This is a genomic window from Streptomonospora alba (assembly GCF_000826685.1).
GTDB classification, from domain to species: domain Bacteria; phylum Actinomycetota; class Actinomycetes; order Streptosporangiales; family Streptosporangiaceae; genus Streptomonospora; species Streptomonospora alba.
Genome location: NZ_JROO01000043.1, coordinates 12802 through 28580, shown reverse-complemented (window position 1 = coordinate 28580; position 15779 = coordinate 12802). Strand labels below are relative to the sequence as shown.

Genomic DNA, 15779 nt, shown 5'->3' with positions numbered 1-15779 from the left:
CACCGTGAGTACAAGATCAACGGGATTTCGGCGGGCGCAGGCAGCTACTCCAGGCCCAGGCGTGCTGCCGCGGCGTCCCACGCGGCGGTGTCGGGGGCCGGTTCGTAGCGGCGGGGCCGCTGGGTGGCGTGGATCAGGTGCCGCAGGTCGGACTGGGAGGCGCCCGGGACGGCGGCGCGCGCCTGGACCGCGAGGTTGCCGATGGCCGTGGCCTCCACCGGGCCGGACTCCACCGGCAGGCCCAGCGCGTCGGCGGTCCACTGGCACAGCAGCTCGTTGCGCGCGCCCCCGCCCACCAGGTGCACCACCTCGATGTCGCGGCCGGACAGCGCGCACGCCCGCCGCAAGGTGTCGCGGTGGGCCAGCGCCAGGCTCTCCAGGACGCAGCGCAGCAGCGCGCCGCGGTCAGCCGGCTCCGCCTGGCCGGTCTCGCGCAGGTGGGCGGCGATGCGCGCGGGCATGTTGCCCGGCGGCAGATAGCGCGGGTCGCCGGCGTCGATGAGGCCGGCGAACGCCGGCGCGGCGGCGGCCTCCTGCAGCAGCCCGGGCAGCGCGGAGTCGTCCAGGCCCCACTCGCGCAGGCATTCCTGCACCAGCCACAGCCCCATGATGTTGCGCAGGAACCGGGTGGTGCCGTCGACGCCGAGCTCGTTGGTGAAGTTGGCGCCGCGCGCCTCCTCGGTGGTCACCGGTGCGTCCAGCTCCAGCCCCGCGAGCGACCAGGTGCCGCAGGAGACGTAGCCGAACCGCTCGGTGCGCGCGGGGACCGCCGCCACCGCCGAGGCGGTGTCGTGCGAGGCGACGGCGGCCACAGCGGTGCCCGCGTCCAGTCCGGTGTGCTCGGCGGGCCCGGGCAGCAGGGTGCCGATGCGCTCGCCGGGGGAGCGCAGGACGCCCAGGAGCGAGGCGTCGATACCTGCGGCCTCGGCCAGCTCGGGCGACCAGCGCCGCGTGGCGACGTCGAGCAGGCCGGTGGTGGAGGCGTTGGTGACCTCGGCCCCGCGCTCGCCGGTCAGCCAGTAGGCCAGCAGGTCGGGGACGAGCAGCAGCGAGGCCGCGCAGCGCAGCTGGGACGCCCCCTGGGCCGCGGCGAGCTGGAAGATCGTGTTGAACGGCAGGAACTGCAGCCCGTTGCGGGCATAGAGCTGCGCGGCGCCCAGGCGCTCGACCATCGCGGGCGCGACACTGTCGGTGCGGGAGTCGCGGTAGTGGTGGGGCAGCCCCAGCAGAGCGCCGCCATCGTCGAGCAGGCCGTAGTCCACGGCCCAGGAGTCGATGCCGACCGAGCGCGGCGCATGGGGTGCGGCGGCGCGCAGCCCGTCGAGCATCCCGTGGTAGAGGCCGCCGATGTCCCAGTGCAGCCCACTGGGCAGGCGCAGCGGCCGGTTGGGGAAGCGGTGCACTTCGGTCAGCGCGAGCTCGTCGGGGCCGATGCGGCCGACGACGACGCGCCCGCTGGAAGCGCCGAGGTCGACGGCGGCGAAGACGTCGGAGGGGGACACGGCAGGCCTTTCCGGGTGGAGCGGCCGGCGGGCCGCGGGGCGGTCGGTGACGGGCGGTACAGACGAGGGCGGGATTCGGCCGGTGGAGAGCGGGAGGGGCGGGCGTGGTCCACAGACCGGCGACCGGGGTGGCCGGGGCGGTCGCGCGCAGGGTTGACGGGAATCAGGGGGTTCCCCGCGAACCTCACCCGCCCCGCGGCGTCTGCGGAGCGGGCGCTCGGCGCGCCCGGACTCCGGCCGCCGCGGTCGGCGCGGCGGCCGGACCGCGGTCCCGGTGAGCCCGCCCCGCCCGCGCGCCTCAGCGCAGGAAGGCCGCGGCCACGCCTGCGTCGACGGGGACGTGCAGGCCCGTGGTGTGGCTGAGCTCCCCGCAGGTCAGCGCGTAGACCGCGTTGGCCACGTTCTCGGGCAGCACCTCCCGCTTGAGCAGGGTGCGCTGGGCGTAGAAGGCGCCCAGCTCCTCCTCGGGCACGCCGTAGACGGCGGCACGCTGGGCGCCCCAGCCCCCGGCGAAGATGCCCGAGCCGCGCACCACCCCGTCGGGGTTGACGCCGTTGACGCGGATGCCCTCCCCGCCCAGTTCGGCGGCCAGCAGCCGCACCTGGTGGGCCTGGTCTGCCTTGGCCGCCCCGTAGGCGACGTTGTTGGGGCCCGCGAACACCCCGTTCTTGCTGCAGATGTAGACGATGTCGCCGCCCATGGCCTGGCGGGTGAGCACCCGCGCGGCCTCCCGCGCCACCAGGAAGGACCCGCGCGCCATCACCCGGTGCTGGAGGTCCCAGTCCTCCTCGGTGGTCTCCAGCAGCGGCTTGGAGATCGACAGCCCCGCGTTGTTGACCACCAGGTCCACCCCGCCGAAGGCGAGCACGCCCTCCCGCAGCGCCGCCGCGATCTGCTCGGGATCGGTGACGTCGACGGTCACCGGTACCGCGGTGTCGGCGCCGCCCAGTTCGTCGGCCACCTCCGCCACGGCGTCGGAGTCGCGGTCGGCGACCACCACGCAGGCGCCCTCGGCGGCCAGGCGGCGGGCCGTGGCCCGGCCGATGCCCGAACCGCCGCCGGTCACCAGTGCGATCCGGGTCGCCAGCGGCTTGGGCGCCGGCTTGCGGCGCAGTTTGGCCTCCTCCAGCTCCCAGTACTCGATGCGGAACTTCTCCGACTCGGGGATGGGGGAGTAGGCGGAGACGGTCTCCGCTCCGCGCATCACGTTGATGGCGTTGACGTAGAACTCGCCGGCCACCCGCGCCGTCTGCTTGTCGGCGCCGAAGGAGAACATGCCCACGCCCGGTACCAGCACGATCGCGGGGTCGGCGCCGCGCATGGGCGGGGAGTCCGCCCCGGCGTGGCGCTCGTAGTAGGCCCGGTACTCCTCCCGGTAGGCGGCGTGCAGCTCGTGCAGCCGCTCCAGCGCTTCCTCGATCGGCGCGTCGGCGGCGACGTCGAGCACCAGCGGCCGCACCTTGGTGCGCAGGAAGTGGTCCGGGCACGAGGTGCCCAGCCCCGCCAGCCGCTCCAGCTCGGAGCGGGAGACGAAGTCCAGCACCGCATCGCTGTCGGTGTAGTGGCCCACCTGCGGCCGGTCGGTGGAGGCCAGCCCGCGCACCGCCGGCAGCAACGCCGCGGCGCGTTCACGGCGCTGGGCCTCCGGCAGGGGCTCGCGGCCCTGGACCACGGATCCGAAGGGGTGGGGGCGGTCCGCGCCGCGCTCGGCGATGAAGCGCTCGGCGGTGCGGATGATCTCCAGCGAGTTGGCCTCGCACTCCTCGGAGGTCTCGCCCCAGGCGGTGATGCCGTGCCCGCCCAGGACCACCCCGATGGCCTGCGGGTTGTCGCGCTTGATCGCCGCGATGTCCAGGCCCAGCTGGAAACCGGGGCGCCGCCAGGGCACCCACGCCACCTTCTCGCCGAAGCACTCGGCGGTCAGCTTCGGGCCGTCGGCCGCGCAGGCCAGCGCGATACCGGAGTCGGGGTGCAGGTGGTCGACGTGGGCGGCCTCGACCAGGCCGTGCATGGCGGTGTCGATGGAGGGCGCTGCACCGCCCTTGCCGTGGGCGCAGTAGTCGAACGCGGCGACCATCTCGTCCTCGCGCTCGACGCCCGGATAGACCCCGGGCAGGGCGCGCAGCCGGTCCAGCCGCAGCACCGACAGTCCCGCCTCGGTGAGCGTGCCCAGGTCGCCGCCGGAGCCTTTGACCCACATCAGCTCGGTGCCCTCGCCGGTGACCGGATCGGTGGCGGTGCCCTTGGCGGAGGCGTTGCCGCCGGCGTAGTTGGTGTTGCGCGGATCGGAGCCCAGCCGGTGCGAGCGCTCCAGCAGCGCCGCGACCTGTGCGTGGGTCGTCTGCTCAGTCATGTCGTCCCCTGAAGTTCGCTGATGTGCTCGGCTCGGCTCAGTTGATCGCGAAGTCGGCCACGTGGACGGGCGAGGGCGCCTCGCCGGTGCTCGGCTCCTGGTAGAAGACCGACAGCCGGCCGTCGGAGACCAGGCGCGAGTCGTCGACCAGGACCTCTCCGAAGGCGTCGATCGCGGAGCCGTCGTAGACGGTGCGCCAGTCGCTGTAGTCGGAGGCGGCCGTGGCGGCCAGGATCTTGCCGCCGGGCATCACGACGTAGGCGTCGTCGTCGGCCCCCAGCACCAGGCGGGAGCGGCCGAAGGCGCCCACCCGCTCGGGCAGCTCGGTCTTGTGCCATGCGCCGGAATCGTCGCGGAAGATGTGGAACGGGCGCGCCCACTGCTCGCGCTGGCCGATGAAGTCGGTGACGCACTGGGTGAAGCGCCCGGGCACGTAGCTGACCATGACGTGGGGGTCGCCCGCCGAGTCCACGGCCTGGGACTCCTGGTTCATCAGCGCGTGGTCGACGTCCAGGGGGTCGACGACGTGGCCGGGGGTGTCGACCGAGACGCGGTTGCCGGTGCCGGTTTCGGCGGCGAGACCGCCGTCGTCGGTGCGCCAGGTGCGGCCCCGGTCGTCGCTGTAGACGTAGCCGGTGTCGTGGTTGGCCAGGCCGCCCGGGTCGCACAGGAGGTCGCCGCCGGCGGCGGTCTCGCGCCAGGTGAAGGAGGCGTGCAGCCGTCCGTCGGCGTCGTAGCCGATCCCGTGCAGGTACATGTTCCGGGTGGTGCTCGTGGCGCCGTTGGCGCTGTAGTCGCCCTCGGCCGAGGACCACGCGCCCACACTTCGCCAGTCCGTGCCGGTGTACTCGGCCAGCTCCAGCACGCCGTCGCCCGACCCGCCGGTGCGGTAGGTCAGCTGCAGCCCGCCGTCGGGGGTGGGCACGAACCGGGGGTAGGTGACGCCGCCCGGATCCATCCCCTCCAGGCTGCGCTGGACCTCGCCGAAGGCCTCGGCCTTCCAGGCGCCGCGCCCGTCGGCCAGACCGGCCTGCGAGCGCAGGTAGTACACGGTCGAGTTGTGCGTGTCCATCGCGATGTGCAGCCGTCCGTCCTCGGCCGAGACGCCCATCGCGATGACGTTGTGGGAGTCGTCGACGCTGAGCTTGTGCGGCAGCTCGACCGTCTGCCAGGCGGCGGGGGTCCCGGCCGGGCGGCGGGCGACCACCGCGGTGCGGTCGGCGGTGTACCAGGCGGCGTACTGGTAGCGGTCGTGGGTGAGGATGCCCTCCTGCTGGAAGGAGTTGTTGTTGACGATTCCGTCGTAGGAGACGAAGTACAGGCCCTGCTCGTCGAGCACGCTGTCGCGCACCAGTTCGGCGCCGGGGGCGCCGGAAGCCCCGGTGTCGGCGGCGGCGGGCGCGGTGGCGGCACCGACGGCGGTGAGGGGGACGAGCGCGGCCAGGCCGGCCGCGGCCAGCCGGCGGCGGGCGGTGCTCACTGCGATCGCCATGCTCAGGCCCCCCATCCGGCCTGCTGGCCGCCGACGCGCTCGGCGGCGATCGCCTCCATGTAGCCCGAGCGGGCGAACGCGGCCATGGGGTCGGGGTCCAGCCCTTCCTCGGCGCGCAGTTCGGCCAGCAGGGGGCGCACGTCGGTGTTGTAGGCGTCCATCAGCACCGCGTTGGCGCCAAGCACGTCGCCCGCGCGCTGTGCGGCGGACAGCGCCTCGGCGTCGACCAGCAGCGCCTTGGCGGTGGCCTCCTGGACGTTGAGCACCGAGCGGATCTGGCCGGGGATCTTGGGCTCGATGTTGTGGCACTGGTCGAGCATGAAGGCGATGCCTTCCTCCGGCTCGAACCCGCCCCCGCGCACCACCTCGTACATGATGCGGAACAGCTGGAAGGGATCGGCCGCGCCCACCATCAGGTCGTCGTCGGCGTAGAAGCGGGAGTTGAAGTCGAAGCCGCCGAGCTTGTGCTCGCGCAGCAGGAAGGCGACGATGAACTCGATGTTGGTGCTGGGCGCGTGGTGGCCGGTGTCCACCACGACCTGGGCCCGGTCGCCGAGCTTGAGGCAGTGGGCGTAGGCGGTGCCCCAGTCGGGCACGTCGGTGGTGTAGAAGGCCGGTTCGAAGAGCTTGTACTCCAGCAGCATCCGCTGGTCGGGGCTCAGCCGGTCGCGCACGGCCTCAAGCGCCTCGGCCAGCCGGTCCTGGCGGACCCGCACGTCGTCCTGGCCCGGGTAGTTGGTGCCGTCGGCGAACCACAGCTTCAGGTCGGCCGAGCCTGTGGCGTCCATGACGTCGACGCAGGCCAGCAGGTGATCCAAGGCCTTGGCGCGGATCGCCGGATCGGGGTTGGCGACGCTGCCCAGCTTGAAGTCGTCGTCCTGGAAGACGTTGGAGTTGATGGTGCCGATGCGCACGCCCTGCTCGCGGGCGTAGGCGGCCAGCTCGCCGTAGTCGTCGACGGTGTCCCAGGGGATGTGCAGGGCCACGCTGGGGGCGACGCCGGTGTAGCGGTGCACCTGCGCGGCGTCGGCGATCTTCTCGTGGGGCGTGCGCGGAACACCGGGCTGGCCGAAGACCTTGAAGCGGGTGCCGCTGTTGGCGAACGCCCAGGACGGAAGCTCGATGGCCTGCTTGCGCAGCGCGGCCTTGACGACGCTGTTGTCGGTCATGTCGGAGGGCTCCTTGGGGGTTGTAACGATTCAAGTTCCGGTCGATCGTTCCGCTGTCCCGAAGAGCAGGCGATGAGCGGGAACGTCCGGCGGCGCCAGGGAGGATGCGGGGGCGGAGCGGCGTCGGTCAGTCCAGGTGGAACACCTCCGTCAACGGCACCATCCCCTCGTCCGGGCGGCCGTCGAGGCCTTCGAAGAACGGGGCCATCTCCGCCTGCCAGCGTGCGTTGACCTCGGTGGCGGCCATCGCCTGCTGGGCGGCCGCGAAGTCCTCGGTCTCCACGTAGCCCACGAGCAGCCCGTCGTCGCGGCAGAAGATCGAGTAGTTGTGCCAGCCCGCCTCGCTGAGCGCGGCCTTCATCTCCGGCCACACCTCGGCGTGGCGCCGCCGGTACTCCTCGAGGCGGTCGGGCTTGACCTTGAGCAGGAAGCAGACCCGCTGCATCGCCGTCCTCCCTCGGATCGCGGGCCCCGGCCGGAGCCGCGCACGGCAGAAGGCGGCGCCCCCGCGCACGGCCCCGGCTCCGGGCCGGTCAGAAGTCGTAGTCGTCGATGTTGTCCTTGTTGAACACCGTGGGCGGGCCGAGCACGATCTCGCCGTCGGCGCCGATTTCGTACTCGCCGAGCCGCCCGGCCTCGAAGGTCTGGCCCTTCTCACCGGTGATGCGGCCCGCCGCCTGCGAGGCGCCGGCGTAGGCGGCGAGGTAGCCCAGGTCGGCCGGGTCCCACAGCGCGAACTCCTCGACGGTGTCGTTCTTGACGTACTCCCGCATCTGGTTGGGCGTGCCCAGGCCGGTCAGCGCCACCTCGCCCTTGTAGTCGGAGGAGCCCAGGTACCGCGCGGCCGCGGCCAGACCCACGGTGGTGGGGGAGACGACGCCCGCCAGGTCGGGGTGGGTCTGCAGCAGGCCCTGCATCTCGTTGAAGGACTTCTGGTCGTCGTCGTTGCCGTAGACGGTGTCGACGACCTCGATGTCGGAGTACTCGTCCGTGGCCAGTTCCTCCTCCATCAGCTTCAGCCACGCGTTCTGGTTGGTGGCGTTGGGCGTGGCCGAGAGGAAGGCGATCTCGCCCTCGCCGCCGATCTGCTCGGCGATCATCTCGACCTGGACCGTGGCGAGGTCCTCCGACGTCGCCTGGTTGATGAACAGGTCGCGGCACTTCGGATCGGCGTCGGAGTCGAAGGTGACCACGACGCTGCCCGCCTGGCGGGCCTGGTTCAGCGCGCCGCAGACCGCGTTGGGGTCGTTGGCGGCCGTCGCGATGACGTCGCTGCCCTGTTGGCTTAGCGTGTTGATGTAGCTGACCTGGGAAGAGGCGTTCGCCTCGGAGGGGCCGACCTCCTTGAACTCCCCGCCCAGCTCATCGACGGCCTCCTTGCCGCCGTTGTCGGCGACGGTGAAGTAGGGGTTGTTCAGCTGCTTGGGCAGGAAGCTGATCGCCAGGTCCTCGGGGATCTCGGCGTCGGGGTCGGCTTCGCCGGAGCCGCCCGAGCCGCCTCCGGAGCCGTCGTCCTCGCCGCGGGTGGTGCCGCCGCAGGCCGAGGCCGCCAGCATGACGCCGGCCAGGGCCGCGGCGGTGACGCCGTAGCGGATGCGCTGTCTCATGATGGGTTCACTTTCCTTCTGCGCGGGGGAGCGGATGGGCCGGGGCCGTTGGGGACGGCCCCTAGGAGGGCGGCGCCGGCCGGGGGCGGCGCTCGCGCACGCGGGCCAGGGTGGTGGGCAGCACCACCGAGACCACCAGCAGCAGGCCGGTGACGATGTCGAGCACGTCGGAGGAGACGTCGGCCAGCATGAGGGCGTTGCGGATGGTGCCCAGCAGCAGCACGCCGGCCAGCACGCCGACCAGCGCGCCCCGGCCGCCGAAGATCGACACACCGCCCAGCAGCACCGCGGCCACCACCGACAGCTCCAGCCCGAACGCGTTGTCGGCGCGTGCGCTGCCGTACTGCAGGGTCCAGAACACGCCGGCACCCGCCGCGACCGTGCCCGAGACCACGAACAGCCACAGCTTGGTCCAGCGCACCGAGATACCGGAGAACCGGGTCGCCTCGTCGTTGCTGCCGATGGCATACAGCGATCGGCCGACCGGGGTGGCGTGCAGCAGGATCCCGAAGACCACCGCCAGTACCGCGATCAGCAGCGCGATCCAGGGGACGTCGGTTCCGGGCAGCCGCGCGGTGGCACCGCCGGTCCAGGAGAAGGGGAAGTCGGCGACGGCACGGTCGCCCAGCACCACATAGGCCAGTCCCCGGTACATCGCCATGGACCCGATCGTCACCGCGAGCGACGGCAGCCCGGCCACGGTCACCAGCAGCCCGTTGAGCGCGCCCAACGCGGATCCCAGCAGCACGCACAGCGGCACGATCGCTTCCAGCGGCAGGCCCGCGACCCACAGCTGGCCCATGACCGCGCTGGTCAGCCCGAGTGTGCTCGCCACGCTCAGGTCGATCTCGCCGGTGATGATGACCAGGGTCATCGGCAGCGCGATCAGCGCGATGGCGGTGACGTCCAGGATCAGGAACCCGGCGTTGCGGCCGGTGGCGAACCCGTCGACCATCAGCGAGGCGCCCAGCACCGACGCCACCAGGACGCCGACGATCGACGCCTCTCGTGTACGCAGCAGCGATCGCAGCGCCGAGCCGGCGGAGCCTACGGCGCCGACTCGGGCCGTGGGCGCGGGCCGCTCCGGCGGAGCCGCAGCGGCGCTCGTGGTCGGGTCGTCGACCTCAGGCCCCACGGGAACCACCTCCTCTCAGGCGGCGGGCGGCGCGCACCGCCAGCAGCCGGTCCAGTCCGATCGAGACGAGGATCAGCAGGCCGACCACGGCCTGCTGCCAGAACGAGCCGACCTGCAGCATCGGCAGCGCGGCGTCGATGGTCGACAGCAGCAGTGCGCCCAGCGCCGCGCCGTAGACGGTGCCGCTGCCGCCGAAGATCGCCACACCGCCGACCACGGCGGCCGCCACGACCTCCAGCTCCAGGCCGGTGCCCACCGTCGCGTCCAGGGTGCCGAACCGCGCCGCGTAGAGGACGCCGGCCAGGCCCGCCAGCGACCCGTTGATCACGAACGGCGCGAACACCCGGCGGTCCACCGGGATGCCGACCAGGCGCGCCGCGGCAGGCTCCGAGCCCACGGCGTACAGTTCGCGTCCGCTGCGGTAGTTGCGCAGGTACCAGCCGGCCGCGAGCACCACCGCCAGGGCGACCACCGCGGGCAGCGGGATACCGAACAGGGTGATACGGGCCAGCCCCAGGAACCCGTCGGGCATGTCGGCGGCGTTGATCTGCCGCCCCCCGGCCCACCAGTAGTCGATCCCGCGGAACATGTAGAGCGTGCCCAGGGTCACCACCAGCGCGGGGACGCGCGCGGCGGCCACGAGCACGCCGTTGACCACGCCGCAGAGCGTGCCCACCAGCACACCGATCGCCATCACGATCGGGGTGGGCAGTCCGGGCAAGGACACGAACGTGACGCCCACGGCGAAGGCCGACAGGCCCATCACCGAGCCCACCGACAGGTCGACGTTGCGGGTGATCAGCACCATCGACTGGCCCACGGCCAGGATCGTCAGCAGGGTCGCGCCCAGCAGCAGGTCGCGCACGCTCTGCCCGGAGAGGAACCCCGGATTGGCCAGCGTGGTCACGGCCACCAGCAGCGCCAGAGCGAGCAGGATGCCCAGCTCGCGTACCTGGCGGATGCGCCGGCCGGCGCGCCCGTCGCCGGCGCCGTGCTCCTTGGGCGGCTGCGGCGCGGCCTCGCCCGCGGCGGCGCCCGGCGGGCCGGTCCGCGCCGCGGTGCCCGCCGCGGGTGCGCCGGTCTCCTCGGTTCCGCTCACGCCGCCCTGCCTTCCTGTCCTGTCGCCGCGTACATCACCGACTCCTCGGTGGCTTCGCCGCGGGCGAGTTCGGCGGTGATGCGGCCCTCGTGCATGACCAGCACGCGGTCGGCCATGCCGAGCACCTCCGGAAGCTCGCTGGAGACCATCAGCACGGCGATGCCCCGGCCGGCCAGTTCGGACAGCAGCCGGTGCACCTCCGCCTTGGTCCCGACGTCGATGCCGCGGGTGGGTTCGTCGACGATGAGCAGCTGCGGTTCGGTGGCCAGCCACTTGGCCAGCACCACCTTCTGCTGATTGCCGCCGGAGAGCGTGGTGACCGCGTCGGAGAGCCGCCCGGCCTTGAGCTGCAGCCGCTCGGCCCATGCGGCCGCCGCCCGCTGCTCGTCGCGCCGGCGCAGCAGGCCCAGCCGGCTCAGCGACCAGCGGCGGGTCAGTGTGGCGTTGCGTTCGATGGACATCTCCATCACCAGGCCCTGCTGGCGGCGGTCCTCGGGCACCAGGGCGACACCGGCGGCCATGGCGGCGGCGGGACGGCCGTTGGGCAGCGTGGTGCCGGCCACGCGCACGGTGCCGGACTCGTGGCGGTCGACGCCGAAGACGGCCCGCACGACCTCGCTGCGCCCGGCGCCGACCAGCCCCGCGAGCGCGACGATCTCACCGGCGCGCACCGAGAATCCCACGTCGGCGAAGACCCCGGCGCGGCCCAGTCCTTCGACCTCCAGGACCGTCTCGCCGGGGGCGACCTCCTGCTTGGGGAACAGCGCGGAGACCTCCCGGCCCACCATGCGGTGTACAAGGTCGTCGACGGTCAGCTCGGCCACGGGGTCGGTCGAGACGTAGCCGCCGTCGCGCATCACGGTGACGCGGTCGCACAGCTGGAAGACCTCGTCGAAGCGGTGGGAGATGAACAGCACCGCGGCGCCGCCGTCGCGCAGCGAGCGCGCCACGGCGAACAGCCGCTCGACCTCCACGCCCGACAGCGCCGCGGTCGGCTCGTCCATCACCAGCACGTGCGCGTCGAAGGACATCGCCTTGGCGATCTCGACGAGCTGCTGGTCGGCGATGGAGAGCCCGCGGGCGGGCCGGTCCGGGTCGATGTGCACGCCCAGGCGCGCGAACAGGCCCTCGGCGGCCTCGCGCATGGCGCGCCTGTCGATGCGGCGCCCGCGCCTCAGCGGCTGGCGTCCCATGAAGATGTTCTCCGCGACCGACAGGTCGGGGAACAGGGTCGGTTCCTGGTAGATGACCGCGACGCCGGCCCGCTGGGCGTCGGCGGGGGCGCCGAACGCCGTCGGTCGGCCCCCGACCTCGACGTGCCCGGTGTCCGGACGGTGCACCCCGGCGATGACCTTCACCAGGGTCGACTTTCCCGCCCCGTTCTCGCCGCAGAGCGCGTGGATCTCGCCCGCACGCAGCTCAAGGGAGACGTCCTGGAGGGCGTGGACCGTCCCGAAGGACTTGGACACCCCCGCCAGCGACAGGAGCGGAGGAGCCGGTGGTGGGTGACGGTCCACGGCGTCCTCCTTCGACGATCGAGCGCCGCGAGGGGGCGGCGCGCGTTGAAAAACGTTTCAATGAAGTGGGACGTTAGGTGGGTCACAGGTCGTGTGTCAAGAGGGTTGCAGGGAAATGTCGCCGTCGCTCCGTGTTTGTGTGGTGACGTGCCGGATGTGGTTATTCTGTACCCCGGCGGACTCAGGAGAGTAGTCTGAGACGGAACGTTGACACGTTTTAATAAACCTGTGAGCATGAGCGGCCTACGAGCCGCCCGAGTACCGCGGAGAGCAGCGTTGTCCTCGACCGAAGGCACCAACCGGCCAGTCGGCATCAACGACGTGGCGGCGCGCGCCGGTGTGTCCCCCGGCACCGTCTCCAACGTCCTCAACCGCCCCGAGCGTGTCGCCGAGTCCACCCGGCGCCGCGTCGAGCGCGCGGTCCAGGAGCTCGACTACGTCCGCAACTCCTCCGGGCGCAATCTGCGTTCGGGGCGCAGCGACTCCGTCGGCCTGCTCGTTCTGGACGTCACGAACCCGTTCTTCGCCGAGGTCGCCCGCGGCGTCGAGGACACCGCCGGCGAGGAAGGGCTGGCCGTGGTGCTGCTCAACTCCGCTGAGCAGGCGGCCCGCCAGCGCCGCTCCATGCGGCTGCTGGCCGAGCAGCGTGCCGCCGGCGCGGTCATCATGCCCGTCGACAACGACACCGAGGACCTGCTGTGGCTGCGCAAGCAGGGGGTGCCCGGCGTGCTGTTGGACATCGGCGACGTGCCCGGCGAGACCGCCTGCAGCGTCTCGGTCGACAACCACGCCGGCGGCCTGGCGGCCGGGCGCCACCTGATCAACCTCGGCCACGAACGCATCACCTACCTCGGCGGCCCCGCCGACCTCGAGCAGTGCCGCACACGGCTGGAGGGCCTGTGCGCCGCCGTCGCCGAGGCGGGATCCGATCCCGACGAGGCGGTGCGCGTCATCCGCACCGCCCAGCTCAACGCCGAATCGGGCGAGAAGGCCGTGGAGGAGGTCCTGGCGGGCGGGCCCAAGCGCCGCCCGCAGGCGGTTTTCTGCACCAACGACCAGCTGGCCGTGGGTGTCCTCAAAGGGCTGGGGGGGCGCGGACTGAGCGCACCGGGCGACCTGTCGGTGGTGGGCTACGACGACGTCGACCTCGCCGCGCTGGTGCACCCGGGGCTGACCACCGTCGGCCAGCCCAAGTACGAGCTGGGTCGGGCGGCCATGCAGCTGCTGCTGTCGGAGCTCGGCGATCCCGACCACCGCCACGAGCGCCTGCGGTTCGCCCCGGAGCTGGTCGTGCGCGGATCCACGGCGGCCTACCGGCCGTAGCCGCCGCGCCCGGCGGCCGTGGCGGGGTGTCCGCCCGGCGCCGTCCCTGCTTTCATTTCTCTCGTTCTCGCTGATCGCGGGACGCGGGCGGCGTGCGCGGGGCCGTAGTGCCGAAAGTCCCTAACAGGACGCCGGTTCACCGAACGAGGTGAACCGCGCTTTTCGGTAACCGCACCTATTCGGGCGATGCAAACATGAAGCGGGCATTGCGCATGCGCCGGATTATTCAACGCAGGCAGTGCGCCCGAAGTATCTTCGCGGCGTTTTCCAGGATTCACTGTTTTCGTCGTTGCCCTTTGCTAGGCTCGCCGTTGATTCGGAGGGACTTGACGATCCCGACGAAAAGTGAGACCTGCACATGACCTGGTTTCGCGCGGATTTTCCGATCCACTCGACGAACCTCCTGTTCAGGGGTGAGGTGTCGCAGCGGCCGCCCCCGCCGGTGCGAGCGCCGAACCGAATTGCCCGGCAGGAGCGTTCTCTGTGTGCGGCGGCGCGCGACCAAGGCACCGAGGCGATCGGCGGTCCCAGGCCGCCGACGTGTTTCCGGTGCCGTTTCAGGGCCGGAATCCCCCGGTCACCGAGACGATTCGAGGAGGCGTGTTGTGGCGCAGCCGCCCTCACCGCCCGGCCGCGACGACCGGCCGACGCGTATGACCGCATACGACGACTCACCCGCCCGCGGAGGGCGCTTCCGGCGGCTGCTTCGCCGACTGGGAATGGGCCGTCGGGAGGTGGAGTCGCAGCCGGTGCGGCTCCAGCCGGGCACCCCGGCCCAGGCCGCGGCACCCGCACCGGGACCCGCCGCCGGCGGGCCCGCCCCCTGGCGACCGGAGGCTCCCGCTACCCACCGGGCCGCCCCTCACCCGGTCGGACCGGGCCAGTGGAGCGGCCCTGCCTACAACGGCTCCGCGCACGGCGCCCCCGGCGCCACGCACCGGTACAACGCCTGGGCGCAGCCCGTCCACGTGCCCGAGCCCCCACCCGACCCCGGCCTGCTCACCGAGGCGCTCGCCGGTCTGGCGATGCGCGACCTGACCATGGTGGAGTCGCTGCTGGACATCGTCGGCAGCCTGGAGGACTCCACCGAAGACCCCGACCTGCTGGCGAAGCTGTTCGAGATCGACAACCTGGCCACCCGTATGCGGCGCAACGGCGAGAACCTGCTGGTGCTCGCCGACCAGGAGAGCGACGACTCCGGCATCGAGCCGGTGGCGCTGCTCGACGTCGCCCGCGCCGCCACGTCCGAGATCAAGGATTACGGCCGCGTGCAGCTCGGCCGCCTGCCCGACCGTTTCGTCCTCGGAGAGGCCGCCGACGACCTGAGCCACCTGCTGGCCGAGCTGCTCGACAACGCCACCACCCACTCACCCGACCACGCCCAGGTCGTCATCAGCGGTCAGATGATGCCCGACGGCGCGCTGCTGGTGGTGGTCGAGGACGAGGGGATCGGCATCCCCGAGGACCAGCTGGCCGACATCAACACACGCCTGGCGGGCACCCCGGTACTGGACAAGCGCGTGATGCGGCACATGGGGCTCTACGTCGCCAGCCGCATCGCCCACCGCCACGGCCTGCGGGTGCAGCTGGAGGCCCGCGCCTTCCGCGGCGTCAACGCCTACACGGTCGTCCCCGCCGCGCTGCTGAGCGCCACCGGACCCACCCCCGCGCCGGCGGTGCCGCAGCAGGCGGTGCCCGCGATGGCGGGCGCCGCTCCGCAGCCCTCCGCGGGCGCGGCCCAGCCCGGTGCCCACCGCGCCGATCCCGCACCCCAGGAGACCGCCGGCGACACCGGCGCCTCGGCCGCCCCGAGCGGCCCGCGCCAGAGCGAAGCCACGTCAGCGGTCACCTCCGCAGGGTTGCCGCGCCGAACAGCCCACACGTCGCCGCTGCGGATGATGCCCGCCGAGGAGCCGCCCGGTCCCCCGCCCGCCGAAGACGCCACCGAGAGAGCCGAGCGGATCCGCGACGAGCTGGACGGATTCATGGAGGGCGAGCGCGCCGCCGCCCGCGAGGACGGCCGCGCGGACGGGCCGTGACGCGCCGCGGTGCGCCCGCCGGCGCCCCGCGCCTCCGGTCCCCGACCCCCGCACGCCGAGCGAGAGAGCTGGAACATAGCGATGGACAACCAGATAGCCGTGACCGCAGAGAACTTCGCGTGGCTGATCAACAACTTCGTCGCCGACGTCCCCGGAGTCGACCATGCGGTCGTCGTCTCCTCCGACGGCCTGGTGCTGACCTCCTCTCAGGATTTTCCCGAGGAGCACGCCGAGCAGCTCGCGGCCATCGCCAGCGGAATGCACAGCCTGGCGGTGGGCGGCGCGAAGCTGTTCGCCAAAGGCGAGTGCGAGCAGCTGATCGTGCGCATGCAGCGCGGCCACCTGTTCGTCATGTCGATCAGCGACGGCTCCTGCCTGGCGGTCCTCACCACGCCGTCGGCGGACATGAAGATCGTCGCCTACCAGATGACCCGGCTGGTGGAGAACGTCGGCCACGCCCTCACCCCGCAGCTGCGGTCCCAGCTGCGGGAAGTGATCGGGAACTAGAGCCGGCGGCCGGGCAGGCCGGGAGCGAATGAAGAG

At 72.5% G+C, this 15779-nt stretch carries 12 protein-coding genes; 3 read left to right on the top strand and 9 right to left on the bottom strand.

Annotated elements, in window-relative coordinates; genetic code table 11:
* Positions 1 to 44 precede the first annotated feature (44 nt).
* The 9 genes from LP52_RS21110 to LP52_RS21070 form a co-directional block, all read right to left on the bottom strand.
* Positions 45 to 1502 (bottom strand): rhamnulokinase, encoded by a 1458-nt coding sequence (locus LP52_RS21110; RefSeq protein ID WP_040276107.1) that lies wholly within the window; start codon positions 1500 to 1502, stop codon positions 45 to 47.
* A gap of 298 nt (positions 1503 to 1800) precedes the next feature.
* Positions 1801 to 3855 carry a bifunctional rhamnulose-1-phosphate aldolase/short-chain dehydrogenase gene (locus LP52_RS21105; protein WP_040276106.1) on the bottom strand — a complete coding sequence of 685 codons (2055 nt, stop codon included), beginning with the start codon at positions 3853 to 3855 and terminating at the stop codon, positions 1801 to 1803.
* A 37-nt stretch (positions 3856 to 3892) separates the two neighbouring features.
* Positions 3893 to 5347, bottom strand: coding sequence for a BNR repeat-containing protein (locus LP52_RS21100; protein ID WP_040276105.1), 1455 nt, complete (start codon positions 5345 to 5347; stop codon positions 3893 to 3895).
* Positions 5348 to 5349: 2 nt separating this feature from the next.
* A complete protein-coding gene (gene rhaI / locus LP52_RS21095) occupies positions 5350 to 6516 on the bottom strand; it encodes an L-rhamnose isomerase (RefSeq protein WP_040276104.1) in 1167 nt (388 codons plus the stop codon).
* Positions 6517 to 6643: 127 nt separating this feature from the next.
* Positions 6644 to 6961, bottom strand: coding sequence for an L-rhamnose mutarotase (locus tag LP52_RS21090; protein WP_040276103.1), 318 nt, complete (start codon positions 6959 to 6961; stop codon positions 6644 to 6646).
* 88 nt (positions 6962 to 7049) lie between these two features.
* Positions 7050 to 8123 (bottom strand): rhamnose ABC transporter substrate-binding protein, encoded by a 1074-nt coding sequence (rhaS, locus tag LP52_RS21085; protein WP_202966150.1) that lies wholly within the window; start codon positions 8121 to 8123, stop codon positions 7050 to 7052.
* Between the two features lie 61 nt (positions 8124 to 8184).
* On the bottom strand, positions 8185 to 9258 hold the full coding sequence (locus LP52_RS21080; RefSeq protein ID WP_040276102.1) for an ABC transporter permease: 1074 nt from the start codon (positions 9256 to 9258) through the stop codon (positions 8185 to 8187).
* Positions 9248 to 10357 carry an ABC transporter permease gene (locus LP52_RS21075; RefSeq protein WP_084723380.1) on the bottom strand — a complete coding sequence of 370 codons (1110 nt, stop codon included), beginning with the start codon at positions 10355 to 10357 and terminating at the stop codon, positions 9248 to 9250. The genes LP52_RS21080 and LP52_RS21075 overlap by 11 nt, the downstream gene beginning before the upstream one ends.
* Entirely contained in the window at positions 10354 to 11874 is a 1521-nt protein-coding gene (locus LP52_RS21070; RefSeq protein ID WP_394298220.1) for a sugar ABC transporter ATP-binding protein, read from the bottom strand. Before LP52_RS21070 ends, LP52_RS21075 begins: the two co-directional genes overlap by 4 nt.
* Positions 11875 to 12150: 276 nt before the next feature.
* Here LP52_RS21070 and LP52_RS21065 point away from each other — a divergent pair, with 276 nt between their 5' ends.
* From LP52_RS21065 to LP52_RS21055, 3 genes are all read left to right on the top strand, one after another.
* Entirely contained in the window at positions 12151 to 13197 is a 1047-nt protein-coding gene (locus tag LP52_RS21065) for a LacI family DNA-binding transcriptional regulator (protein WP_040276101.1), read from the top strand.
* Between the two features lie 605 nt (positions 13198 to 13802).
* Positions 13803 to 15236 carry a sensor histidine kinase gene (locus LP52_RS21060; RefSeq protein ID WP_052810096.1) on the top strand — a complete coding sequence of 478 codons (1434 nt, stop codon included), beginning with the start codon at positions 13803 to 13805 and terminating at the stop codon, positions 15234 to 15236.
* An 81-nt stretch (positions 15237 to 15317) separates the two neighbouring features.
* The gene (locus tag LP52_RS21055) at positions 15318 to 15743 is read left to right on the top strand and encodes a roadblock/LC7 domain-containing protein (protein WP_040276100.1); all 426 of its coding nucleotides are present in this window, start codon (positions 15318 to 15320) and stop codon (positions 15741 to 15743) included.
* Positions 15744 to 15779: the final 36 nt, after the last annotated feature.